Annotated in this window: 21 protein-coding genes; 13 read left to right on the top strand and 8 right to left on the bottom strand. The window is 71.0% G+C overall.

What is annotated here, in order from left to right; all coding sequences use genetic code 11:
• Nucleotides 1–14 precede the first annotated feature (14 nt).
• The 3 genes from NE358_RS14145 to NE358_RS14135 are packed head-to-tail and all read left to right on the top strand — an operon-like array spanning nt 15 to nt 2,529.
• Entirely contained in the window at nt 15–476 is a 462-nt protein-coding gene (locus tag NE358_RS14145; protein WP_116240184.1) for a hypothetical protein, read from the top strand.
• A complete protein-coding gene (locus NE358_RS14140; protein WP_147301899.1) occupies nt 473–1,396 on the top strand; it encodes a hypothetical protein in 924 nt (307 codons plus the stop codon). The genes NE358_RS14145 and NE358_RS14140 overlap by 4 nt, the downstream gene beginning before the upstream one ends.
• Nucleotides 1,393–2,529: an alpha/beta hydrolase family protein gene (locus tag NE358_RS14135; RefSeq protein WP_103211023.1), complete on the top strand. Its 1,137-nt coding sequence runs from the start codon at nt 1,393–1,395 to the stop codon at nt 2,527–2,529. The genes NE358_RS14140 and NE358_RS14135 overlap by 4 nt, the downstream gene beginning before the upstream one ends.
• 42 nt (nt 2,530–2,571) lie before the next feature.
• Here the strand turns inward: NE358_RS14135 and NE358_RS14130 are convergent, their stop codons facing one another.
• The 5 genes from NE358_RS14130 to NE358_RS14110 form a co-directional block, all read right to left on the bottom strand.
• Nucleotides 2,572–4,032, bottom strand: a complete 1,461-nt coding sequence (locus tag NE358_RS14130; protein ID WP_289939539.1) for a mannitol dehydrogenase family protein — start codon at nt 4,030–4,032, stop codon at nt 2,572–2,574.
• Between the two features lie 134 nt (nt 4,033–4,166).
• Nucleotides 4,167–5,156 carry an ABC transporter substrate-binding protein gene (locus NE358_RS14125; protein ID WP_289939538.1) on the bottom strand — a complete coding sequence of 330 codons (990 nt, stop codon included), beginning with the start codon at nt 5,154–5,156 and terminating at the stop codon, nt 4,167–4,169.
• A gap of 64 nt (nt 5,157–5,220) precedes the next feature.
• A complete protein-coding gene (locus NE358_RS14120; RefSeq protein ID WP_289939535.1) occupies nt 5,221–6,306 on the bottom strand; it encodes an ABC transporter permease in 1,086 nt (361 codons plus the stop codon).
• Nucleotides 6,303–7,079, bottom strand: a complete 777-nt coding sequence (locus tag NE358_RS14115) for an ATP-binding cassette domain-containing protein (RefSeq protein ID WP_289939533.1) — start codon at nt 7,077–7,079, stop codon at nt 6,303–6,305. The genes NE358_RS14120 and NE358_RS14115 overlap by 4 nt, the downstream gene beginning before the upstream one ends.
• Entirely contained in the window at nt 7,076–7,765 is a 690-nt protein-coding gene (locus NE358_RS14110; RefSeq protein ID WP_289939531.1) for a nucleoside/nucleotide kinase family protein, read from the bottom strand. The genes NE358_RS14115 and NE358_RS14110 overlap by 4 nt, the downstream gene beginning before the upstream one ends.
• A gap of 237 nt (nt 7,766–8,002) precedes the next feature.
• On the opposite strand from NE358_RS14110, the gene NE358_RS14105 reads away from it, so the two are divergent.
• On the top strand, nt 8,003–8,731 hold the full coding sequence (locus tag NE358_RS14105; RefSeq protein ID WP_289939529.1) for an SDR family oxidoreductase: 729 nt from the start codon (nt 8,003–8,005) through the stop codon (nt 8,729–8,731).
• Between the two features lie 191 nt (nt 8,732–8,922).
• On the opposite strand, the gene NE358_RS14100 is transcribed toward NE358_RS14105, so the two are convergent.
• Together NE358_RS14100 and NE358_RS14095 are read right to left on the bottom strand one after the other, a co-directional pair.
• Complete coding sequence (locus tag NE358_RS14100) at nt 8,923–10,170, bottom strand: D-arabinono-1,4-lactone oxidase (protein ID WP_141377459.1); 1,248 nt, start codon at nt 10,168–10,170, stop codon at nt 8,923–8,925.
• Nucleotides 10,171–10,257: 87 nt separating this feature from the next.
• Nucleotides 10,258–11,418: an ROK family transcriptional regulator gene (locus tag NE358_RS14095; protein WP_141377461.1), complete on the bottom strand. Its 1,161-nt coding sequence runs from the start codon at nt 11,416–11,418 to the stop codon at nt 10,258–10,260.
• Between the two features lie 97 nt (nt 11,419–11,515).
• Between NE358_RS14095 and NE358_RS14090 the strand changes: the two genes are divergently transcribed.
• From NE358_RS14090 to NE358_RS14055, 8 genes are all read left to right on the top strand, one after another.
• Nucleotides 11,516–12,001: a glutathione peroxidase gene (locus NE358_RS14090; protein ID WP_141377463.1), complete on the top strand. Its 486-nt coding sequence runs from the start codon at nt 11,516–11,518 to the stop codon at nt 11,999–12,001.
• Between the two features lie 358 nt (nt 12,002–12,359).
• Nucleotides 12,360–13,256, top strand: coding sequence for an esterase/lipase family protein (locus NE358_RS14085; protein WP_289939521.1), 897 nt, complete (start codon nt 12,360–12,362; stop codon nt 13,254–13,256).
• A gap of 578 nt (nt 13,257–13,834) precedes the next feature.
• Complete coding sequence (xylA, locus tag NE358_RS14080; RefSeq protein WP_279366134.1) at nt 13,835–15,022, top strand: xylose isomerase; 1,188 nt, start codon at nt 13,835–13,837, stop codon at nt 15,020–15,022.
• A gap of 261 nt (nt 15,023–15,283) precedes the next feature.
• Nucleotides 15,284–16,678, top strand: a complete 1,395-nt coding sequence (xylB, locus tag NE358_RS14075; protein WP_141377469.1) for a xylulokinase — start codon at nt 15,284–15,286, stop codon at nt 16,676–16,678.
• A gap of 412 nt (nt 16,679–17,090) precedes the next feature.
• Nucleotides 17,091–17,927 carry a class II fructose-bisphosphate aldolase gene (locus tag NE358_RS14070; protein WP_141377471.1) on the top strand — a complete coding sequence of 279 codons (837 nt, stop codon included), beginning with the start codon at nt 17,091–17,093 and terminating at the stop codon, nt 17,925–17,927.
• Between the two features lie 5 nt (nt 17,928–17,932).
• On the top strand, nt 17,933–19,375 hold the full coding sequence (locus NE358_RS14065; RefSeq protein ID WP_141377473.1) for an FGGY-family carbohydrate kinase: 1,443 nt from the start codon (nt 17,933–17,935) through the stop codon (nt 19,373–19,375).
• A gap of 34 nt (nt 19,376–19,409) precedes the next feature.
• On the top strand, nt 19,410–20,861 hold the full coding sequence (locus tag NE358_RS14060) for an FGGY family carbohydrate kinase (protein ID WP_141377475.1): 1,452 nt from the start codon (nt 19,410–19,412) through the stop codon (nt 20,859–20,861).
• 58 nt (nt 20,862–20,919) lie between these two features.
• Nucleotides 20,920–22,263 (top strand): FGGY-family carbohydrate kinase, encoded by a 1,344-nt coding sequence (locus tag NE358_RS14055; RefSeq protein WP_141377477.1) that lies wholly within the window; start codon nt 20,920–20,922, stop codon nt 22,261–22,263.
• A gap of 6 nt (nt 22,264–22,269) precedes the next feature.
• Here the strand turns inward: NE358_RS14055 and NE358_RS14050 are convergent, their stop codons facing one another.
• Complete coding sequence (locus NE358_RS14050) at nt 22,270–23,016, bottom strand: GntR family transcriptional regulator (protein WP_141377479.1); 747 nt, start codon at nt 23,014–23,016, stop codon at nt 22,270–22,272.
• Between the two features lie 237 nt (nt 23,017–23,253).
• On the opposite strand from NE358_RS14050, the gene NE358_RS14045 reads away from it, so the two are divergent.
• Nucleotides 23,254–24,324, top strand: coding sequence for a sugar ABC transporter substrate-binding protein (locus NE358_RS14045; protein WP_141377481.1), 1,071 nt, complete (start codon nt 23,254–23,256; stop codon nt 24,322–24,324).
• Nucleotides 24,325–24,337 lie beyond the last annotated feature (13 nt).

The raw sequence follows: 24,337 nt of genomic DNA, 5'->3' as shown, positions 1-24,337 counted from the left end.
AAGGGGGCGCGGCGGTGACGGGGGCGGACGAGATGCTCGCCCGCGTGCAAGCGCGCGCGGATCGGGCGTTCGAACGCGCGGGTCTGACCCCCGGCATGACGTTCGACGAGGTCGTGCACGCGGTCGAGCGGGCGCTGAAGATCCGTCTGCGGGTCGTGCGCGAGGCCGAGACCGCCGGGTGGGGAACGCTGACGGGCTTCCTCACCTACTTCGCCGATCGGCGCGAGGGCAGCATTCACGTCCGGGCCGCGGATGCCGCGATCTACAGCCAGTTCGCCGCCTCCCACGAACTGGGGCACCTTCTCGACGACGCGCACTGCTCGGGTGCCCTGCACGAGCGCTCCTCGGTCTCGCCGCACGACAATCCCGAGCTGACCACGCCGGAGTACGAGGCGGAGCTCGTGGCCGAGCACGTCGCGCACCGTATCGCGCGCGTGCTCTACACCTCGCCGAGGGTGGCCGAATCGTCGTGGTGACCGTGATGCTCATCGACGCGGCGCTCGTCGGGCTGCTGCTCGTCGTCGTGCTCCGGGCGCGGGTCGCCTGGCACCAGCCGCGCGCGCGCATCGCCTGGCTCGCGGCCCTCATCGGCTCGATCGCCCTGCTCACCCAGGGCACGGTGATCCCGCTCGCGATGCTCGACGGCCTGATCGGCGGGACGAACATCCTCAAGCTCGTGCAGAACGTGCTGACGATGGTGGCACTGTGGCTCGGCATCCAGGCCGGGACGGCACCGGTGACGGCGCGTATCCGATCGCTGCGGTGGTGGTTCCCGGGGGGCCTCGCCGTGCTCTTCGCCGCCGTCTTCTTCATCGCGATGCCCGAGCGCGGGACGTCGTCGTTCCGTTTCCTCGAAGACCTCGCGACGACCTCGACCGGGGCCTGGGCCTACGGGGTGCTGCACATGGCGGGCATCGCCCTCGTCGGCCTGCTGCTGTTCCGCTCGGCCCGTGGCTCGCTCCCGAGGACCCGCGCGTTCTTCCGCATCGGTGCCGTGGGGATCGTCCTCGGGTGCCTGAGCGAGATCCTCGATCTCACGCTGTCGCGGTTCTTCGCACCCGAGGCCGTGGTCAGCGCGCTGTTCGACCCCCTGTTCTACCTCGGCGTGGTGTCGTTCGTGATCGGCATCTTCGTGGCATCCCGAACGACGGCCAAGATCCGTCGACGCGGGGAGGAACTGCTCGCGCGGCTGGAGCCCGTCGCGCGCGAACGCGGGGCGGACTCCTTTCCGGGACTGCCCGTGGATGCCGTCGCCGACACGCGCCTGCACGCCCTGCGGGTCGCCGTCGAAGACGACGCGATCGCCACCTCGACGCCGCTGACCCCCGCGCAGCGCGCCCTGCTCGACGACATCGACGCCCACTTGACCCGCCGAACCTCGGGAGCCCCTTCATGATCCGATCCCTCGCCGTCGGCACCGGTGTCGCCGCCGCGACCGTCGCCGTCGCCCACACGGCCCTCGCCGGCTATGTCGCCCGCCGCCTCATCGCGCCCAAGGCGCCGAAGGTCTACGCCCCCATCACGGTCGCGGGCGACACGGTCACCGTGCCCGCGACACGGGAGAGCCGCGAGCCGGGAACCTACGGCCTGTGGCTCGACGACGGCCGGCACGTCGTCGTGGGCGAGCCGCTCCGCATCGACAAGAACCGTGTGGTGCGCACCCTCGCTTCGCGTCCGGACGGACTCGAGGACGGGGATGCCGTGGCCACCTGGACGTCGCAGAGCATCGGCGCCCCCGAAGAGGTCGGTCCCACCCGCCACGTCTCCGTGCCGCTTCGGCGTGGCGGTGTCGCGGAGGCGTGGGAGGTCGGCGACCGCGAGAACGCCGACGGACGGTGGACGATCCACGTGCACGGCCTGCGCTCGAGCCGCAACGGTGCCCTGCGCTCCACCCCGGCGTCCGCGGATGCGGGCTGGATGTCACTCGTCGTGTCGTACGCGGGGGATGAGGAGTGCGCTCCCGCGGATTCCCTGCCCTCGACGCTCGGCACGCGCGAATGGCGCGATGTCGACGATGCGATCTCTTACGCGGTCGAGCAGGGGGCTCGGGAGATCGTGGTGGTCGCGTGGTCGATGGGCGGCACGATCGCGATGCTCGCCCTCGAACAATCGGCTCACCGCGATCGCGTGACCGGCCTCGTGCTCGTCGCTCCCGCCCTCGACTGGACGCGCGTCGTCGAGAACGCCGTCGCGGGCGCTCGTCTTCCTCGCTCGGTCGCCGGCTCGTCGATGCGCATCCTCGGCAGCAGTCTCGGCGCGCGGGCGCTCGGACTCGTCGAGGCGGTGGATGCCCGAGCGCTCAACTGGGTCGACGGCCCGCGCCCCGCTCCGCAGGTGCCCACGCTGATCGTGCACAGCCTGCGCGACCCCGTTGTGCCGGTGAGCGGATCTCTCGCGTACGTCAAACGGCATCCGGAAGCCGAACTCGTCGCGTTCGACACGACCGGGCACTGCAACGAGGCCAACCAGGATGCGACCCGGTTCCACGACGCGATCAGCGGATTCCTGCGGGGCCTCGGCCACGGGTGATGCGCCGTCGCGCGAGCGCCCTTCGGCGGCGCACCCGAGGGATCAGACGGTGAGAGCGGCGATCGCGCCGCGCGCTCCCCGCTCGGCCAGCGACGCGCGCGCCGACAGGTAGGCCTCGCGCAGGCGGGCGTTCCGGCCGAGGTCGCCGAACACCGGCGCGTAGTCGAGCAGCGCGGCCGGGTCGTCGTGAACGATCGCGCGGAGCTCGTCGAGGCGGCTGTCGACGGCGGGGGTCTCGTCGCCGCTCTCCGTGCGACCCTCGAGGAACACGCTCCACCCCGCGAGCACGAGAGCCGCGTGATCGATGCGCCCACCCGAGGCGAGCTGCTCGCGCACGACGGGGAGCAGGAACTTCGGCAGCCGGTCGGAGCCGTCCACCACCTGGCGCGCCAGGGTGTCGCGGATCGCTTCGCTGCCGAAGCGGGCGATGAGCTGGTCGCAGTAGGCGTCGAGATCGATACCCGGCACGGGCCGGAGCGTGGGGATCGCCTCCTCGTGCATATACCCCCGCAGGAAGTCCACGAAGAGCGGGTCGGTGCAGACCTCGTGCACGTAGTGCGCACCCGACAGGATGCCGAGGTAGCTCATCGCCTGGTGCGAGGCGTTGAGCAGGCGCAGCTTCATCAGCTCGTACGGCTCGACGTCGTCCACCAGTTGCACGCCGACCTCGCCGAACGGCGGACGGCCGGCGGTGAAGGCGTCTTCGAGCACCCACTGCTCGAACGACTCGCTGCGCACCGGCCACCGATCCCGGATGCCGAACTCCTCGGCGACCGCGGCGCGCGTCTCGTCGGTGGTGACCGGGGTGATCCGATCGACCATCGAGTTCGGGAACGACACGTTCCGGGCGATCCACGTGGCGAGCCCCGGGTCGAGGCGCTGGGCGAAGCCGACGAGGGCGGCGCGGGCCACGTGCCCGTTGCCCTGGATGTTGTCGCAGGACATGACCGTGAACGCCGGGATGCCGGCATCCCGCCGCCGACGAAGTCCCTCGGCGAGCAGGCCCATGACGCTGCGCGGGGAGGCGGAGCCGTCGAGGTCGGCGAGAGTCGCCTCATCGCGCGGGGAGTAGTCGCCCGTGGCGTCGTCGATGCCGTAGCCGCCCTCGGTGATGGTCAGCGAGACGATCGCGGTGTCGGGGTCGGCGAGCTTGGCGACGACGGCCTCGGGGTCGTCGGGGACGAAGAGGTACTCGACGATCGAGCCGATCACGCGCGCGGCGGAGGTGCCGTCGGGTGCGGTGGTGACGAGCGTGTAGAGGTCGTCCTGAGCGGCGAGGGCGTCGCGCATGGCGGCGTCGAACGAAAGGACGCCGACCCCGCACAGGCCCCACTCGGTGTGGCCGGCCTCGAGCAGACGGTCGAGGTACATGGCCTCGTGCGCCCGGTGGAACCCGCCGACCCCGACGTGCACGATCCGCGAGCGCACGGCCGTGCGGTCGTACGTCGGCACGGACACGTTCGCCGCGAGAGAGGGGAGGGCGGCGGCGGTGAGGTCGGTCATGCGGGGCTCCGTGTGTCGGGGAGAGGGGCGGTGGATCGGGCGGGTTCGGTGCGAAACCCGCCCCGAACCGTGAGCAGAAGGGTGGATGCCGGGACCCCCGCGTCGCGCGAGAGGCCCCGGCATCCGGGGGTGGGTCAGCAGGAGGACTTGTAGACCGCGTCCTTGCCGTCGGTGGTGATGTTGTCCTTGGTGAGGATGGTGAAACCGGTCTGGATCTTGGCTTCGGTGGCCTCACCCTTGAGGGCGGCGATGGCCTGCTTGACGCCGTCTTCGCCGATGGTGGCGGGCTCCTGCGCGACGAGGGCCTGGACGGTGCCGGCTTCGAGGGCCTTCACCTGCGCGGGGCCGGCGTCGAAGCCGACGATGGTGACGGAGCCCTGCTTCCCGGCCTGCTGCACACCGGTGGCGGACCCTTCGGCGGCGAACAGGTTGGCGGCGAAGATACCGACGATGTCGGGGTCCTTCTGCAGCGCCGCGGTGACGATCTCGGCGGCGGTGGAGGGTTCGTTGTGGGAGTACTGAACACCGACGGAGGTGAACTTCGAGTCCTTCTTGACGGCGTCTTCGAAGCCCTGGGCGCGGGCGTCGGTGGTGGAGACGCCCGGGTCGGTGGAGACGACCAGGACCTTCCCGCCGTTCGGGTTGGCCTTCTGGATCGCCTCGAACGCCGCGGCTCCGCCGCCTTCGTTGTCGGAGGAGATCTGCGACACGGCCCCTGAGGGGTCTTCGAGGGTGGTGTCGACGAGGACGACCTTGATGCCGGCGGCTTCGGCCGCCGCGATCGGTGCCTGCATCGCGGAGACGTCGGTGGGGGCGATCAGCAGCGCGTCGGGCTTGGAGGCGACGACGGCGTCGACGATGGGCTTTTGCAGGGTGGGGTCGAACTTCTCCGGGCCCTGGGTGGTGACGGTGGCGCCTTCCTTCGCGGCTTCGGACTGGATGCCGCACTGCATGGAGATGTAGAACTCATCCCCGGCGACGCCCTGCACGAACGCGATCTTGTACCCGCCGTCCGCACCTCCCGAGGCGCCGCCCGAGGCGGCTCCGCCGGAGCAGCCCGCGAGGGTCAGGGTCGCCGCCATGCCGAAGACCGTCAGCGCGGTCGCTTTCTTGTTCCACTTCATTGTGATCACCGTTCTTGTTGTCGGGTTGGGTACGGGGTTGTGAGGGAAGGGATGCCGCCGCGGATCAGCCGCGCCGACCTCCGCTGAGGAACTTGCGCCAGAGGCCCTGCGAGTTGCCGCGGGTCGCGGCGGTGCGGCGCACCTGGTCGACGTAGACCGCCGCGATCAGCACGGCGCCGACGGCGACCTGCTGCCAGAACGGCTGCACGCCGGTGATGACGAAGCCGTTCTGCAGCACCGCGGGGATGAACAGGCCCACGACGGTGCCCATGATCGTGCCGACCCCGCCGAAGAGCGAGGTTCCGCCGATGACGACCGCGGCGATGACGTTCAGGTTGGTCTGAGACTGGCCGGCGATCGCGGTCGTGGAGAACTGCGAGAGCGACAGGATGCCGCCGAGCCCGGCCAGGGCGCCGGAGATCGTGTAGATCTTGATCAGCTGGGCGTCGACCTTGACGCCGACGCGGCGGGCCGCGATCTCGCTCGATCCGACGGCCAACGTGTAGAGGCCGAACTTCGTGTAGTGCAGCACGATCGCGCCGATCACGACGACCACGAGGGCGATGACGCTGATGATCGGGACGCTGCCGAAGACGTTGCCGTAGCCGATCGACACGGTGAGGACGGTGGGCACGTCGCGGATGTCGACGCCGCCGGTGAGGATCTGCGCGAGACCCAGGGCCATGCCGAGCGATCCGAGCGTGACGATGAGCGGCGGGATCTTGGCCTTCGCGATGAGGAAGCCGTTGAACAGCCCCCAGCACACGCCGCTCAGAACGGCGACGAGGATGCCGACCGTGGCGACGCCCCACCCCTCTCCGCCCATCGCTCGCATGACGAGGGCCGAGACGACGCCCGAGAAGACGAGGACGGACCCGACCGACAGGTCGATGCCCGCGGTGATGATGACGTAGGTCATGCCGACGGCGAGCACCGCGAGGATCGAGGCGTTCTGGATGATGAGGCGGAAGTTCGACCACTGCGCGAACGAGTCCGGCGCGATGATGCTGAACACGATGATGATCGCCAGCAGCACCAGGAGGATCTGGAACGCCTGTGTGCGCAGGATTGCGGCGATCGGGTTGGTCTTCTTGTTGTCGTCGAACGTGCCGATCGCGACGGTCTCGGTCGGGGGAGTCTTGAGGCTCATTTCTGGTCGTCCTTCGTGACGGCGCCGGTCATGAGTCCGACGAGCTCTTCCATGGAGGTGTCCTTGGCGTTGATGTTGGCGACGCGGGTGCCGAGCCGCAGCACCTGGATGCGGTCGCTGACGTCGATGACGTGCGGCATCGAGTGCGAGATGAAGACGACGGCGATGCCCTTGTCACGCACGCGGCGGATGGTCTCGAGCACGTTCTTGGTCTGTCGCACACCGAGCGCGGCGGTGGGTTCGTCGAGGAACACGACGCGCGATGCCCAGTGCACGGCGCGGGCGATGGCGATGGCCTGACGCTGACCGCCCGACATCTCTCCGACGGGGGAGGTGAGGCTGCGGACGGTGGCGCCGAGCTCGTCGAACGCGGCGCGAGAGGCCTTCGCCATGTCCTTGGTCTTCATGAAACCCAGCGCACCGGCGAGACCGGGGCGCCGGATCTCGCGACCGAGGTACATGTTCTGCACCGGGTCGAGGTGCGGGGCGAGGGCGAGGTCCTGGTAGACGGTCTCGATGCCGAGGCCCGAGGCGATCTGAGGGTTCGACATGTCGATGGGCTTGCCGTCGAAGAGGATCTCGCCCTCGTCGACCGCGAGGTTGCCCGACAGTGCCTTCACGAGCGTGGACTTGCCGGCGCCGTTGTCGCCGATCAGAGCGGTGACCTCGCCGGGGTAGACCTCGAAGTCCACGTTGTTCAGGGCGCGGACGGATCCGAACTGGCGCGACAGGCCGCGCGCCTGCAGCACGGGCGTGGCCGTGGTGGTGCTCATGAGGAAGCTCCTTCGTGGGGACCGACGGGGGCATCGGAGACGGTGACGACGAGATCGGCGCGGTCGCGCCCGCGATCGACGACGAGGGCGTTGCGCTCGTCGACGTCGCGGACCCAGGCGACGGCTTCGTCGTAGGGGTGGTCATGAGAGAGGCGCCGCGCGATGAGGCGCTCGCGGCGCGCGTGCGAGTCGATGTCGAGGAACCACACCTCATCGAGGCGGGAGGCGACGGCATCCCACCCGAGGTCGTCGTGCAGCAGGTAGTTGCCCTCGGTGATGACGAGCGGCACGTCGGCGGGAATGAGCACGGCCGAGCCGATCGACTCCTCCAGGCCGCGGTCGAAGCGCGGGGCGTAGACCTCGCGCCCGGCACGGATGCGATCGAGTAGCGCGATGTAGCCCTCGACGTCGAAGGTGTCGGGAGCGCCCTTGCGGTCGCGGCGACCGAGGCGCACGAGCTCCTCGTTCGCGAGGTGGAAGCCGTCCATGCCGACGAGCACCGCGTCGTCGCCGAGGGCGGCGAGCAGGGCGTCGCTCACGGTCGATTTGCCCGCGCCGGGGGTGCCGACCACGCCCAGGATGCGCCGCTCGCCCGACGCCACGAGCTGCCGGGCACGAGCGACGAGGTCGTCGAGGTGCACGGTCGCGGCGGTGGTCGTCGCGTCGTCCTTCGAGGTGTGGGTCACAGCGGTGTGGTCCTTCCGGGCGACGCACCACGGCGGAGTGCTGCGTCGATGAAGCGGGTCCGGCGGGGGTGTCCACCGGTCGAACTCCGGTTACGGTAAGCCCACCGTGACACCGGTGTCAACATCCGTGATCAATTCGTCATGACACCGAAGTCATCCGCGTGATTCTGTGGTTATCATGGGCCGCGACGACACTGTCGTCGTCCTCGACTCCCGGACCCGCGAAAGAGCCCACCCATGACCGAATTCACCGACCGCACCATCCTCGTCACCGGAGCCGGGGGCGGCATCGGAGGCGCGACCGTGCGTCACCTCGTGGCCGCCGGCGCGACAGTCCTCGCCGCAGGGCGCGACGCCGACAGCGTCGCTGCGATCAGCGCCGAGACCGGCGCCGAGCCCGTCGTGTTCGACCTCGAATCCGAAGACGAGATCCGCGCGGCCATCGAGGGCCGCGACATCTACGGCGTCGTCAACTGCGGCGGCTGGGGCGGCGAGATCGCGACCCCGATGGAGACGGACATCGACGTCTTCGACAAGGTCATGCGCATCAACGCCCGCGGCTCGCTGCTGGTCACCAAGTACGCCTCCCGCGAGATGATCCGCGTGGGCAAGGGCGGGGCGATCGTGAACGTCTCGAGCCAGGCGAGCCTCGTCGCCCTCACCGGTCACATCTCGTACGGATCGTCCAAGGCCGCCCTCGACAACATCACGCGGGTCTCGGCCCTCGAGCTCGGTGGGTACGGCATCCGCGTCAACAGCGTGAACCCCACGGTCGTCATGACCCCGATGTCGGCCTGGTACTGGGGTCGTCCCGACATCGAGGGCCCCTTCCTCGAGGCCATGCCGCTGCACAAGTGGGCGACCGAGGACGACATCGCCGCCCCCATCGTCTTCTTGCTCAGCGACGGCGCGGGCATGATCTCGGGCGTCTCGCTCCCCATCGACGGCGGCTACTCCAGCCGCTGATCCCGGATGCCGCGGGGCGGCGTCGCGGTGGGCGGCGCCGTCTCGTGGTGAGTCCTCGTCGGTGCGCGGGTTCCGGTCCCGTCGACGGACGCAGGGGCCTGGGCCGGCTCAGACCTCGGGCGAGCTCAGGGATGAGGCCTCGCCCCGCGGCCGCGCGAGGGGGCTGAGCCCGTCGAAGCCGTGGGGCTCGGCTAGCCGCCGAACACGCGTTGCAGGAACGCGTTGCGGAAGACGCCGCGCGGGTCGGCCTCGCGCGCGACCGCGTCGAAGTCGCGGCCCCGCGGCAGGGTCGCCAGGATCCGTTCGCCGGGCATGGTGAACGCCTTGCCCCAGTGCGGTCGCGCGTCGAACGGCGCGAGAGCGGCCTCGATTCGCGGCAGCACCGAGAGCACACCGGCGGTGTCGTTGCGCCACGTGAAGTGGATCGCGAGCACGTCGCGCTCGTACGCGGGGCTCAGCCACAGCCGGTCCGCGGCGACCGTGCGCAGCTCCGTCACCAGCAGGTGCGCGGCGAAGTCCGGGGCGATCTCGCGGACGGCAGCGAGAGCCTCGGCCGCCGAGGCCAGCGGCACGAAGTACTCCGACTGGATCTCGTCGCCGTCGCTGGGGGGCGCGTCGGCGCGGAAGTGCGGAAGACGCGTGTGCCACGGCCCCGCGGTGCCCCGCGGAGTCGTGTTGTCGACGGTGCGGATTCTGCCCAGGTGGATGTCATCGCCGACGGCGGTGCCACCGAGCTCTTCGACCCACGACGGCGCGCCCGTGTCGCTCTTGGCCCAGACCAGGTCGTGCGCGGGGTCTCCCCAGGTCGTGAAGATGCTGACGCTGCGCGAGCCGCCGAGCACCGCGATCGGGTCCGCGGCGATGTCGGCCCACGCGACCCCGGTGTACGCCTGCTGCGAGACGGCGTAGGTCGGTTCGGTGCGCAGCTCGACCGCGGTGACCACGCCCAGGGCGCCGACGCTGAGCGCGGCCGCGCCGAACCACGGGTGGTCTTCGTCGATGCGGTGCGTGCGGCCGTCGGCATCCATCAGCTCGACGCCCGTCACGGCGCTCGAGAGATTTCCGTTGCGCACCCCGGAGCCGTGCGTGCCGGTCGCCGTCGCGCCCGCCACCGAGATGTGGGGGAGCGAGCCGAGGTTGTGCAGCGCCCGGCCCTCGGCCTCGAGCACGGGCGCCAGCTGGGCGAAGGTCACGAGCCCCTCGACGCGCACCCGGTCGCCGGAGACGTCGACGCGCGTGGGCATCTTCTCGAGCGAGACGAGCGCACCCTCGCTGTCGGCGACGTCGTTGAAGGTGTGGCGGGTCGCCTGCACACGCAGATGAGCGGCGGATGCCACGACCTCGGCCAGTTCGTCGATGCCGGTGGGCAGTCGCACCTCGGTGGCGCGGTACTGGTGGTTGCCCGACCAGGTGGCTCCGGCGGAACGTGTCTCGATCATCTGTTCTCCTCGCGTCGTCGCCCACCCATCCTGCCCCGGACCACCGACATCGGGGCCGGGCGCGAGGTGACGAGGAGCGCTTCGCGCTCAGCGCGCGGGGAAGAGCGCGGCCTCGAACACGGCTTCGGCCGCGCCGACGAGCAGGCGGTTCTCGCCGAGCTCGGCGGCGGCCAGGCGCAGCCCCTCGGCGCACGCGGGGATCGTCTGCGCGCGCACCGCGGAGTCGAGGCCGGCGAGGTCGAGCTCGCCGAGGATCGCGAGGAACCCGCCGAGCACGATCACCGCGGGGTTCATCACGTTCGCGGCGTTGGCGAGGGCCGTGGCGAGGATGCGGCGCTGTCGATCGGTCTCGGCCCGCACCGCCGGGTCGGTGCTGCGGACCAGGGCCGCCGCGAGGGCCGCGTCGTCGGCCGCGTCGATGCCGAGCGCGCGCAGCAGAAGCGACCGGCTGACCTCGTCCTCGAGGACGCCCTCGGGAGCGCGCCGATCGTCGGGATCGGCGATTCCGGGTCTGTTCTGCCCGAACTCCCCGGCGTAGCCGCCCGCCCCGCCCAGCGGCATCCCGCCGACGATGACCGCCCCACCGATGCCGCTCGCGCCGCCGTTGAGATAGACGACGTCGTGCACGCCGCGCGCGGCACCGAACAGGTGCTCGGCCACGGCACCCAGCGCCGCGTCGTTGGCGACGTGGGTGGGCAGGCCCGTGGCATCCGTCATCAGGCCGGCAAGAGCGGCGTCGGTCCAACCGAGGTGCGGAGCCTCGCGGACGAGCCCGTCGGACGCGCGCACCGGGCCGGGCACCGCGACCCCCACACCGATCAGGCGGGAGTCGGCGAGGGGCCGGCGGCGCCAGACGTCGAGGCGGATGCCGACGAGCTCGGCCGTGCGCTCGGGAGTGAGCAGCGTCGACTGGTCGAGGCGCTCGCGCGCCACGATCGACCCGTCGAGGGCGATCGCCGCGATGTCGAGAGCGTCGACCTCGGGGTTCACGGCGACGGCGATGACCCGCGGGTCGGGTTCGACGATGGGGGAGGGGCGGCCGACGCGCCCTTGCGCTTCGGAGGCGCGCTCGACCACGAGCCCCGCGCGCTGCAGCTCGCCCACGAGGTCGGCGATCGTCGAACGGTTCAATCCCGTCGCCTCGGTGAGCTCTGCGCGCGAGCGCGATCCCTCGCGGTGGACGGTACGCAGCACTAGAGCCAGATTGGCGCGGCGCATGCCGTCGCCCCGGCTTCCCGCGGTGACCATCCGACCACTGTGCCATGCGGTGGGGCCGGAGCGTCGGCACCCGCGTGCCCCGCCGATTCCCACCCCGACCACAACAATGCAGTGCCAGGATCGGATCATGGACCTCTCCGGCATCCCGATCACGACCATCCGCGGCGAGCAGACGACCTTCGGCGCGCTGACCGACGGCAAGGCCGCCCTCGTGGTGAACGTCGCCTCGCGCTGCGGCCTCGCGCCGCAGTACGAGGCGCTCGAAGCGCTGCACAAGAAGTACGCCGACCGTGGTTTCACGGTGATCGGCTTCCCCAGCAACCAGTTCCTGCAGGAGCTCAGCGACGAGGACAAGATCGCCGAGTACTGCTCCGCGACGTGGGGCGTGACCTTCCCGATGTCGGAGAAGGTCAAGATCAACGGGCGCAGCGCGCACCCGCTGTACAAAGAGCTGACGACGACCCCGGATGCCGAGGGCAAGACCGGCCGCATCTCGTGGAACTTCGAGAAGTTCGTCGTCGCCCCCGACGGCCGGGTGACCCGCTTCAGCCCGCGGACCCTGCCCGACGCCCCCGAGGTCGTCGCCGCGATCGAGGACGCGCTGCCGCGCTGAGGCCCCGCCCCGCCGCGCTGAGGCCCCGCCTTGCCGCGCTGAGGCCCCGCCTTGCTGCGCTGAGGCCCCGCCTTGCTGCGCTGAGGCCCCGCCTTGCCGCGCTGAGGCCCCGCCCCGCCGCGCTGAGGCCCGGGCCCGTCGCGCTGAGGTCCCGCGCCGTCGCGCTGAGGCCCTGCCTTGCTGCGCTGAGGCCCCGCCGCGACCGGCCCCGGCCGCCGCTGCCCCGGCGGCGTCTCCCGAACGCCGGAGCGGGCGGGCCGTCGCGGCGTGCCGCGGGCACTCGGCCGTTCTGGGCCGCGATCGGCCGGTGTCGGTGGTCTGCCCTATCCTGACCGGGATCCGACCCGAAGGAGTCTTCATGGCCGATGCCGTCGTCCTCGTGTCCGGCGGCGCCGCCGTCACCCCGTTCACCGACCCCGAGCGGGCGGCGGCGACGGGGCTTGCGGCCGGTAACACCATGACGGCGCTGCGCGCGCACCACCTCAATCGGGGGGTGCCCGTGTTCACGGCGCCCGCCCGCATCGGGGCGGGGACGGTCGAGCGGGATGCCGGGTGGCAGGGCTTCGACGACGTGCCCGTCGTGCTGTCGGATGCGGTCACGATCAACGCTGTCGGACGGATCGACGACGCCGGGGTCTCGCTCGCCGCGTTCCTGCGGTGGCTCGCCGCGGAGCAGGGGCTGGCGAGCCTCGACCTCATTGGCCACTCGATGGGCGGACTGTTCTCGCGTGCCGCGATCCGCGAGCTCGCGGGCGACGGTCCGCGGGTGGAGCACCTCGTGACCCTCGGCACGCCCTGGGACGGATCGGTGCTCGGAGACCTGATCGACGGCGAGATCTCCGAGTCCGATGCCCAGGGCGACCCCGCCACCCTGCAGATCCTGGCCGAGGCCCGCCCGTACGCGGCCGCGAACTCCGAGGGGGCGGCGGCGGAGGTCTCGCGTCGGTACCTGCGCGGCTGGAACGACCGTCAGGCGGGTGTGCTCGATGGCATTCCGGTGACCGCCGTCGGCGCCGGGTACTTCGCCGCGTCGGCCGAGCCGGCGCAGCTCTGGCCCCACGACGGTCTGGTCTCGCTCACCAGTGGTCGCGCCGATCATGTGCCCTCCGCGGTGCTGCCGATCGTCGAGCGGCACACGTTCGACGACCACGTGCACAGCATTTTCTTCGCCGAGGCGTTCGGTCTGCCGTGGGAGCGCGCACTCACCTGGGACCCTGAGGTGTTCGCGGTGGTGGACGCGGCGCTCGGGCGCTGACGCGAACGGGTCGGGGAGCGGGAGCGACGAACTCGTGAGCGAGGTCTGTCACCGCGGCGACGTGCTCAAGTCGCGGTCTGCGCTCAGAATCGTCGCGTCGTTCGCGATCGCGTAGGCAGCGATCAGGATGCCGACCGCGCCCGCGCCCGCGCCGCGCACGAAACCGGCGTTCCCCAGGGCGGACTGGATGCCGACGGCAAGCGACTCGTCCGGCGCCCGCTCGAGGGGAAAGCCCAGGGAGACCTGCTCGAGGTAGTGCGCGTGCTCTTCGGGTGACCGCGCGATGCGACAGAACTCGAGAACCTGGGGCGGACAGGTGACGAAGAGGTCGGAGGGGTAGCGGACGATTCGACCAAGACGCGTTCGGATCGCGCGGTCTCCCGAGGCGAGTCGATGAGTCGGGGGTCGAGGTCGACGCTGGTGAGGGCCATGATCACTCCTTCGCTATATAGGGCATCATTTGCCGCATCGACACTCGCGCGAGGGTGGACGCCGCGGCATCCGGGGTATATGTTGTGAGAACCAACAAACCCGCTGCGCGCCACCGCGCGCTCGTGCGTCCATGCGAAGGAGCAGGAATGCCCACCCCCACCCGCGACGACAAGTTCTCGTTCGGTCTCTGGACCGTCGGCTACAACGGCACCGACCCCTTCGGCGGCCCCACGCGTGAGCCCCTCGACGTCGTGCACGTCGTCGAGAAGCTCGCCGAGCTCGGCGCCTACGGCCTGACCTTCCACGACGACGACCTCTTCGCCTTCGGCTCCACCGACGCCGAGCGTCAGAAGCAGATCGACCGCCTCAAGGGCGCGATGAGCGACACCGGCATCGTCACGCCGATGGTGACCACCAACCTCTTCTCGGCCCCTGTCTTCAAGGACGGCGGATTCACCTCGAACGACCGCCAGGTGCGCCGCTTCGCCCTGCGCAAGGTGCTGCGCAACCTCGACCTCGCCGCCGAGCTCGGCGCGAAGACGTTCGTCATGTGGGGCGGCCGCGAGGGCGCCGAGTACGACTCCGCGAAAGACATCCGTCAGGCGCTCGAGCGCTACCGCGAGGCCGTCAACCTGCTGGGCGACTACGTCACCGACAAGGGCTACGACATCCGCTTCGCCATCGAGCCGAAGCCCAACGAGCCCCGCGGCGACATCCTGCTGCCCACGCTCGGCCACGCGATCGCGTTCATCGACTCGCTCGAGCGTCCCGAGCTCGTGGGCCTGAACCCCGAGGTCGGCCACGAGCAGATGGCGGGCCTGAACTTCGCCGCCGGCATCGCCCAGGCGCTGTACCACGGCAAGCTCTTCCACATCGACCTCAACGGCCAACGCGGGATCAAGTACGACCAGGACCTCGTGTTCGGTCACGGCGACCTGCACAACGCCTTCGCTCTCGTCGACCTGCTCGAGAACGGCGGCCCCGGCGGTGTTCCCGCCTACGACGGCCCCCGTCACTTCGACTACAAGCCCTCGCGCACCGAGGACGAGACGGGAGTCTGGGACTCGGTCTCGGCCAACATGAACACGTACCTCCTGCTCAAAGAGCGCGCCGCAGCCTTCCGCGCCGACCCCGAGGTGCAGGAGGCGCTCGAGGCCGCCAAGGTCGCCGAGCTCGCCCAGCCCACGCTGAACGAGGGCGAGACCTACGACGACTTCCTCGCCGACCGCTCGGCCTACGAGGACTTCGACACCGACGCATACCTCGGCGGCAAGGGCTTCGGTTTCGTCCGCCTGCAGCAGCTCGCCACCGAGCACCTGCTCGGCGCGCGCTGAGTCGGAGGGGGTCCGGATGCCGCGGCATCCGGGCCCCGCTCGCGGTACATTCGCCCCGACTGAATCGCGGCATCCGCCGAGGGGCCCCGCCCTCACCTCGAGTGTCCAGAACACCCGGACGAACTCGAAAAGTCTCCGGGTGTTGTGGACGCTCAAAAGGGGATGAGGGCACGGCGGGGCCTCGACGCCACGGGGCGCACCCCCGCGACACAGACAACTCGGACCGCGCCGACGAAGGCGCGGCGGACAGAAGGGCAGAGCATGGCGCTCGTCATGGGAGTCGACTCGTCGACGCAGTCGTGCAAGGTCGTCGTCGTCGACGCCGAGACCGGGAAGGTCGTCCGCGAGGGTCGTGCGTCGCACCCCTCGGGCACGTCGGTGAATCCCGAAGCGTGGTGGAAAGCACTTCAGGATGCCATCGCCCAGGCCGGCGGTCTCGACGAGGTCGCCGCGGTGTCGATCGCGGGCCAGCAGCACGGCATGGTCGTGCTCGACGCCGAGGGCGCGGTGATCCGCGACGCCCTGCTGTGGAACGACACCCGGTCGGCGCAGGCCGCGCGCGACCTGATCGACGAGGTCGGCGCGGCGGAATTCGCGGAGCGGACCGGGGCGGTGCCGGTGGCGTCGTTCACGGGCACGAAGCTGCGCTGGCTGCGCGACGCCGAGCCCGACAACGCCGCGCGCGTCGCCGCCGTCGCCCTGCCCCACGACTGGCTGACCTGGCGTCTGCGCGGCTTCGGCCCCGGCAACGCCGTGCTCGAAGAGCTGGTCACCGACCGCTCCGACGCCTCGGGTACCGCGTACTGGGGCGCGGACGGGTACGACCTCGACCTCTTCACGCGCGCGCTCGGCCACGAGGCGGTGCTTCCGCGGGTGCTCGGTCCGTGGGAGAGCGCCGGGGCACTGCCCGGTGGCGCCCTCGTCGGACCCGGCGCGGGAGACAACGCCGGCGCTGCGCTCGGCCTCGGCGCGGGCGTCGGCGACGTGGTCGTCTCGCTCGGAACCTCGGGCACCGTGTTCGCCGTCACCGACACCCCGGCCCGTGACGCGACGGGCGCCGTCGCCGGCTTCGCCGACGCGACGGGGCGTTTCCTGCCCCTGGTGGCCACCCTCAACGCCGCTCGGGTGCTCGACGCGTTCGCGGGCCTCCTCGACGTCTCGCACGATGAGCTCGGTGCCCTGGCCCTCGAGGCCGAGCCCGGCGCCGGCGGCGTGGTGCTCGTGCCCTGGTTCGAGGGGGAGCGCACACCGAACCTGCCGCACGCGCAGGCATCGCTGACCGGCCTGACCCTGGCATCCACGAACCGTCCGAATTTCGCGCGCGCCGCGATCGAGGGCATGCTGAGCGGCTTGGCCGTCGGGCTCGAGGCGATCCAGGCGCAGGGTGTCGAGGTGCGCCGCGTGCTGCTCATCGGTGGGGCAGCGGCGAACGAGGGAGTGGCGCGCATCGCCGCGCAGGTGTTCGACGCCGAGATCGTCGTCCCCGCCGCGGGGGAGTACGTCGCGCTCGGTGCGGCCCGCCAGGCGGCGGGAGTGCTCGCGGGAGGACCCGTCGACTGGTCGGTCGCGATGACCCGCACGGTCGAATCCGACCACCGACCCGAGATCCGTGAGCGTTACGACGTGATCTCGGCGCTGCGCGCGACAGAGAGCTGACCACCCAGATTGGGGTGGATTCGGCGAACCCGGATGCGCCAGAGTTAGGGCGGGACCCGTCGACGTCTTGTAAGGGGGGCGTCGGCGGGTTCTTCGCGGGAGCGCTCCCTCAGGGTGCGGGCTGCCCGCCTTGATCGCCGCGCGCCCGCGCATCCCTCCGTCGCCCGGGGTCGCGACGGCGGTAGCTTCCGCCCCACCGTCTGCGCGTGTTCGCTCGTCCCCGAGGTGGTGAGCGGTCGTCGGCCGCGCCCTCGAGCGACGGTGAGATTCGTTGTCGTCCATGTTGTACGTACAGACTGGACGATATGGACGTTACGCACTACGCTGACATCCAACGCGGAAGGGACCGCGGACGGATCGATCCGGGACGCCTCGCCGTCCCGCCTCCGTCACCACAACGGAGGGACTGCCCATGCCTTTGGTCAGCGGACACGACGTCATCCAGGAGTGCACGGCCCGCGGGCTCGTGGCGGGAGCGTTCAACACCACGAACATCGAGACGACCATGGGCATCATCGATGCGGTCGAGAAGGTCGGTGTGCCGACCTTCATCCAGGTCGCTCCGACGAATGTGAAGCTCTCCGGCTACGAGTACGTCTACGACATGGTCGCGCGGCGCCTGGCGGACACGACCGTCCCGGTCGCCCTGCACCTCGACCACGGCAAGTCCCTCGCGGCCGTCGAAGCGGCCCTGGCCGCCGATTTCACCTCGATCATGATCGACGCCTCCGAGGAGCCGCTCGCCGAGAACACCGCCACCTCGGCGACGGCGCGGCGGATGTGCGGTGCGACGATCGCCCTCGAGGCCGAACTCGGCAGCATCGGCGGCAAAGAAGACGACGTCGCCCCAGAGTTCGCCAGCACGACGGACCCGGCGCAGGTGGCCGACTTCGTCGCCGCCGTCGGCTGCGACATGCTCGCGGTGTCGGTCGGCAACGTGCACGGGTACGCGCCGAACGCGCGCATCGACTTCGACCTCCTCGAGCGCGTGCGCGCGGCCAGCCCGGTCCCCCTCGTCATCCACGGCGGCTCGGGCCTGCCCGAAGAGCAGCTCGGCCGCCTGGCCGACTTCGGCGTGGTCAAGGTCAACGTCGCGAGCGACCTGCGCAACGCCATGATCCGCAGCTTTGGCGAGGCGTACGCCGCGAACCCGAACGAGAACTCCCTCATCCGGGTCTCCCTCGACGCGGTCGCGGCGATCTCCGACGTCGTCGAGCGTCGCATCCGCATGCTCAACCCCTCGCTCTGACGCTCATGACCCCCACGATCACGGTCGACATCGGCACGACGAGCATCAAGCTCTGCGTGTTCGACGGCGACGGCGCTCTCGTCGTCTCGCGACGCGTCGCGACGCCCACCGTCGGCGACGGGATCGGCGAGGTCTACGACGTCGCGGCGCTCCTCGACGCCGTCCGGGACTTCGTCGCGGATCTCGAACCGCCTCTGCGCCGCGCGGTCCAGCGCATCGCGCTCGCGGGCGTGGGCGAATCGGGAGGGCTCGTCGGCGCCGACCTCTCGCTGCGATCGCCCATGATCCTCTGGCACGATCAGCGCGGCGCCGCCCTGCTGAGAGACCTCACCCCCGCGCAGCGGGAGCGCGTCTACGCCGTCACCGGGTTGCCCGTCAACGCCAACTACGCGCTGTCCAAGGTCGCGTGGGCCCTGGCCCACGCCGAGGGCGACACCGCCGACGCCCTCTGGCTCAATGTGTCGGAATTCGTCGCCGCGCTGCTGACCGGCCGACGGTGGTCCGAGCCCTCGCTCGCCAGCCGCACCATGGCGCTCGACCTGCGCGAGCGGCGCCCCTCGCGCGAGGTGTGCGCGCTCCTCGGCGTCGATCCGGCGATCTTCCCCCCGCTGCGTCCGGCGGCGCTCGGCGTCGCGATGGACCCCGCGATCGCGCACACCTGGGGCCTCGACGAGGTGACGGTCCACGTCGCCGGCCACGATCACATGGTCGGGGGTGTCGGCGCCGACCTGCAGCCGGGGGAGATGCTCGATTCCACCGGGACCACCGAGGGGATCCTCACCCTCGTGCGCGAACCGCGGACGGATGCCGCCACCGCGGCCACCAAGATCGCGGGCGGCCTCGCCTGCGACGGCGAGTCCTTCACGCTCTTCGCCTCCATCCCGACCGGGGGCTCGGCCTTCGCGACGGTGCGCACGCTCCTCGACCGCGACGAGGCGGAGGTGCGCGCTCTCATCGATCGCGCCCACCGGGCCTACCTCGACGGGAAGATCGACCTCGGTCGTGTGCCCCTCGTCCTGCCGCGTTTCCGCGGCAGCCCGCCGCCGGACAAGGACGCGAACGCCCGAGGCGCGATCGCGGGCGTGGGCACCGACACCACCGCCGTCGAGCTCGTGTTCGGGTGCTTCCTCGGGCTCGCCCGCCAGTTCGCGGACGTCTGGACCCTCTTCAGCGCGGACCTGGACCGCGTGAAGGTCATCGGGCCCGCGGCATCCAATCCGCTCTGGCTCCAGCTCAAAGCCGACCTGCTCGGTGCTCCGGTCAGCGCCGCCGGGGTCGACGAGATCGTCTCCCGCGGAGCGCAAGCGCTGGCGCACGGCGCCCGCCGCCCCTGGGAGGACGCGCTCCCCCGCGAGATCGCCCCCGATCCGCGACGACACCGGATGCTGCAGGACGGGGTGGCCGCCACCGCTGCGCGCTGGGAACACCTGAAGGCGATGCCGGCGTGAGCGCCGCACGCTCCTCCGAACGAAAGGCGCAGCGATGAGGCTCGTCGCGGGAATCGACTCGTCCACCCAGAGCTGCAAGGTCACCGTGCGCGACCTCGACACCGGGGTCTGCGTCCGAGAAGGGTCGGCGCCGCACCCGGCCGCGACCATCGTCGACCCGGACGTGTGGTGGCACGCCCTGCTCGACGCCGTGCAGGCGGCGGGAGGACTCGACGACGTGCTCGCGGTGTCGGTGAGCGGACAGCAGCACACGCCGATCTTCCTCGACGCGACCGGAACCCCCGTGACCGCGTCGCCCCTCTGGAACGATCTGGGCTCGCACCCGCACATGATGGCGTTGAACGCCGAGCTGGGTCGGGACACCTGGATCCGGCGGACCGGTCTGCCCCTCACCCTGTCGGACACGGTTGTCAAGGCGCGCTGGTTGCGCGACGAGTTCCCGGATGCCGCCGCCCGCACCGCGGCCATCGCCGTCGTGCACGACTGGCTCACCTGGCGTCTGCGCGGATTCGGTCCCGGCACGGGGGGCATCGACAGCCTCGTCACGGACCGGTCCGAAGCATCGGGGACCGGGTACTGGTCCGGCGAGACGGGGGAGTACACCCTCGATCTGCTCGAGCACGCGTTCGGCCATCCGGTCGTGCTGCCCGTCATCCTCGGCCCCCTCGAGCGTGCCGGGGTCACGGCCGCCGGACTCCCCGGTATCCCCGCCGGCCTTCCGATCGGGGTCGGCAGCGGTGACAACGCCGCTGCGGCTCTCGCGCTGGGTCTCGAAGAGGGGGACGCCGTCCTGAGCCTGGGCACCTCGGGCGTCGTCTACGCGCGCACGGCGGATCCTGTCCACGACTACGCGGGGTACGTCTGCAGCTACGCCGACGCCACCGGCGATCACCTGCCGATCGTCGCGACCCTGAATGCGGCGCGCAACCTGCAGGTCGGTGCGGAACTGCTGGGGTGCACGCACGAGGAGCTCGCCGAGCTCGCGCTCGCGGCACCCCCGGGAGCGGAGGGGCTGACGCTGCTGCCGTATTTCGAGGGGGAGCGCACACCCGACCTGCCGCACGCGCGGGCGGCCGTGCTGGGCGCGAGCCTCTCCAACTTCACACGGGCGAACATGGCGCGCGCGATCGTCGAGGGGACGGTGGCGAGTCAGGTCGCGATGCTGGACGCGCTCGCCGCGTGCGGTGTGCACTCGCGCCGCTTGCTGGTGATCGGCGGTGCGGCGAAGAACCGTGCCGTCCAGCGCGTACTGGCCGAGCTCGTCGACCTGCCCCTCGCCGTGCCGACGGCCGACGAGTACGTCGCCAAGGGCGCCGCGATGCAGGCGGCGGCCGCGCTCACCGGTGCCTTCCCCCGATGGTCCGTGGAGACCTCTCCCGTCGCCCCCGCGCCCCCCGCGCCCCAGGTCGCGCGACAGCACCACGATGCGCAGCTCGCCCTCGGCTACCTCGCGAGCGCGCCGTCTCCCACGCCCGCGCGCGTCTGATCGGCGCCGCTAAGGTCGAGGGGAGGGCAGTCGTCTTCGCCCCCGGGAGGAATCGACGGTGACTCTGCGTGTACGCCTTCCGGTCGTGGTGGGCATCGACGTGGGCAGCACCAACACCAAGGTCGTCGCGCTGACCGCGGACGGCGCCGTCGTGGCTCGCGCCAGTCGCCCCACGCGGCGCGCCGGAGCAGACCTCGCCGTCGACGCGGCCGCTCTGGTGCTCGCGATCGAGGACATGGTCGTCGAGGTCTGCGGCGACAGTCGCGTGATCCATGCCCTGTGCGTCGCCGGGATCGGGGAGGACGGCGTCCTCGTCGACGGGCGGCTGCGCCCGCTGACCCCCGCCCTGGCGTGGTTCGACCCGCGGCGTCACGCCGTCTTCGAGGCACTGCGCCCCGACCTCGTCGATGATCACACCTTCGACGTCGACACCGATCCGGTGCGTTCCCTCGTGGGCTGGAGGTGGGCCCGGGCGCAGCCGGGAACCGAGCGCGCCGCCGCGTGGATCGCCCTCACCGACCTCCCGGCCGTCGCCTGGACCGGCCGCGCCTTCCTCAGCGACACCCTCGCCCCGCGCACGGCGGCCTGGCGCAGCGGCGAACGCGCCTGGGCCCACGATCGCGTGGCCGTGTCCCTCGGCGACCAGAACCTGCTTCCGCCCGTCGTCCCCACCGGGGAGGTGGTCGGCGAGATCGTTTCGCCGGCGCTCCGCGCGGCGGGAGTGATGGCGGCGGATGCCATCGCCGTGGCCGGCGGTCACGATCATCCGATCGGGGGGTGGGGCGTACAGCTCATGGTCCCGGGAGCGGTGCTCGATTCGATGGGCACCGCCGAGGTGGTCGTCGCGCAGTCGTCGTCCGCGAGGCGGCGGGGCGATGACCACGTCGATGTGGCCCCCGGCATCCGCGCCTCCGGCAGCACCCTGTTGCTCGTCGAAGAGTTGGCGCGCAACGTGCAGTGGGCCTCACGTGACGCCGAGGTGGGGCGCGCGATCCGGCACCTGTTGATCGGTCGCTCCGCACCCCTGCCGCTGTGGGAGTCGGGCTGGTTCGTCCCCGGTCAGCGGGGCGGAGGGCAGCCGTCGTACGCACCCGATGCGCCGGTCGACCCCCGTGTCCGTGCATCCGCGGTGCTGGGAGCTCTCGCGGTGGCCGGTCGCGACGCGGTCGACGCGGTGCGTCGTGACGTGGGCGGCACGGCCGAGGTCCGCATGGCCGGGGGATGGGTGCGCTCCCCGGGCTGGATCGCGCTGAAGGCCGCGGTGAACGGGGCGCCCGCGGTGCCCATCCTCGAGCCGGAGGTCACGGCGGTCGGAGCCGCGCTGCTCGCGGCGACCGCACGCGGGTGGAGTCCCGACCCGGTCGACGCGCTGGGGGGCTTCGTCAGCGGGATGCTGGGATGAGGGTGTTCAGCTCGCCGAGACGCTGACCTCGAGCGGGATGACGTCGGTGAGCACCCAGGTCTCGTAGTAATCGAACCGCGTGCCATCGGCCGCCCAGGACGAGGAGCGCACGCGGAGCACGGGGTGGCCCGGTTCGACGTCGAGGTGAGCGGCGACCGCGTCCGGCGCGGCCAGGGCGTGGATCACCCGCTGCGCACCGCTGCTGACGAAGCCCGCCGATCGGAGATGACCGTTGAGCGAGGCCGAGCCGTCGAGCACGCCCGATTCGCTGGCGATCGTCCGGGCCACCTCGCGGGGGAACCAGTTCGTGCTGTACATGGCCCGGCGTCCGTCGAGCGAGCGGACGCGCTCCAGTGCGAACACCTCGGTGTCGGGGCCGACGCGCAGGGCGTCCGCGACGTGGGCTTCGGGGGTGACGTAGCCCGTCTGCACGACGGTCGTCGTGATGCCCGTCCGTCCGTGCCGCAGCTGCGATTCGAGGAAACCTTCCTGAACGGTCCACCCGGCCGTCTGGCCGGGAACGCTCGCGAACACCCCGCGCCGCGGGATGCGGTGCGCGTACCCGTCGTTCTCGAGCTTGGTCAGCGTCTGGCGCACCGTGGCTCGCGACAGGCCGAACTCGCGGCAGAGTTCGAGTTCGCTGGGCAGTCGTTCTTCCTCGGCGATCTCGCCCTGCGAGATCTGCTCGCGCAGGATCTCGTAGAGCTGTTCGTAATACGGCACGGGGGAGACCCGTTCGATCGTGTGCGCCACGTGATTCTCCTCGTCGTCGTGCGCATCGTCGCGCCTTCGTCGTACGTTTGGTTCTGACTGTACAGACGGTGCGGATACCCGATCCCGCGAACCCCCGAGCCGTCATCCGTTCTCATCTTCTGAATTGCGCTGTACATTCTGTACGTACAAGACGTACGATACGGGCAGGGCTTCGGTCCTGTACAGCGAAACCGCCATCTACCCCAGAGGCTTCTGCACTTCAGAGAGGAAGTACGCATGCGAACTTCACCCATCACCGGACTCGCCCTCTTCGGCGCCGGCGCGCTGCTGCTCGCCGGATGCGCGGGCGGTGCATCCGGCGACGCCGGCTCCGGCTCCGGCGAGCCGGCCGACACTCCGCTGAGCTACTCCCAGCCCCACACCGACCCGTTCCAGAACGCCGAGAACGTCGGCTCCATGGAGCGCTTCGCCGAGCTCGGCTACGCCACCATCCCGGCCACCAACGCCGACCGCGACGCGGCCCAGCAGATCACCGACATCCAGACGCTCATCAACAAGGGCGCCAAGGGCCTGGTCATCTCGGTCGGCGACGCCGACGCGATCGTCCCGGCCATCGAATACGCCAACGACTCGAGCGTTCCGATCGTCGCGATCGACGAAGCCCCCGCCTCCGGCAAGATCGCCATGATCGTCCGCGCCGACAACGTCCAGATGGGTGAACTCGCGTGCGAGGAGATGGGCAAGCGCGTCGCGGCCGATGCGGTCGTCGTCACCCTCGACGGAGACCCGGTGACCTCGAACGGTCGTGATCGCACCAACGGATTCAACGACTGCATGGCCTCGAAGTACCCGGGCGTCAAGCTCGTGAACGTCGCCACCGAATGGGACCCCGCGAAGGCGGCATCCGGTATCGAGACCGCGCTGAACCAGTACGGCAACGTCGCGGGTATCTACAACCAGAGCGACGCGACCTTCTTCCCGACGATCCTCGACACGCTCAAGTCGGCCGGCAAGCTCGTGCCCGCGGGGCAGACGGGCCACATCGTGCAGGTCTCGGTCGACGCCAGCCCGATGGCGATGAACGCGATCCGCGACGGATGGCTGGATGCCGCCGTCGCCCAGCCGATGACCGACTACATCGACTACGGCGTCGACTACCTCACCCGCGCCATCAAGGGCGAGACCTTCCAGCCGGGAGCCACCGACCACGGCAGCACGATCGAGGAGCGCAACGGCAACCTCGTCGACCTGCTGCCCACGCCCGTCGTGACCAAGGACAACGTCGAAGACCCGGACCTCTGGGGCAACAAGAAGTTCGCCCTCGACGCGTTCGGCGTCAGCAAGTAACCCGGCCATCCAC

This window comes from Sphingomonas sp. G5, assembly GCF_052660795.1.
Note: the sequence above shows the minus strand (reverse complement) of the source record. Positions and strands in the feature narration are given on the sequence as shown.